Source organism: Streptococcus sp. HMSC078H03 (assembly GCF_001808655.1).
In the GTDB taxonomy this organism is placed as follows: Bacteria; Bacillota; Bacilli; order Lactobacillales; family Streptococcaceae; genus Streptococcus; species Streptococcus salivarius_G.
Genome location: NZ_KV794096.1, coordinates 1 through 357, shown reverse-complemented (window position 1 = coordinate 357; position 357 = coordinate 1). Strand labels below are relative to the sequence as shown.

Below are 357 nucleotides of genomic sequence, written 5' to 3'. Positions count from 1 at the left end.
CTCCCATTGTTTAGAGAGGTAGCGAGAGTAGCTAGAGATGGCAAAGTTAACCACGAAATAAGCTAAAGCCACAATACCGTATAAAGTAAAGATTTGACTAGGTTCGTAGTAACCACCCATCAAAATCTGACTCTTACCAAACAATTCTTGTAAGGCGATAACAGAGTAAAGGAAAGAAGTATCCTTGATAACTGTTACGAATTGAGAAATGATAGATGGTAACATCTTACGAATAGCTTGTGGGAAGATGATGTAAATAAAGATTTGTTTGTTGTTAAATCCTTGAGACAAGCCGGCTTCCGTTTGGCCATGGTCGATAGAGTTCAGTCCCCCACGAATGATTTCCGCCAAGGCAGC

General features: G+C 40.3%; 1 protein-coding gene. It reads right to left on the bottom strand.

Translation table 11 applies throughout. The annotated features are described in order from the left end of the window. A partial coding sequence (locus HMPREF2607_RS04815; protein ID WP_148130148.1) for an ABC transporter permease subunit occupies nt 1-357 on the bottom strand: 357 nt, incomplete at both ends.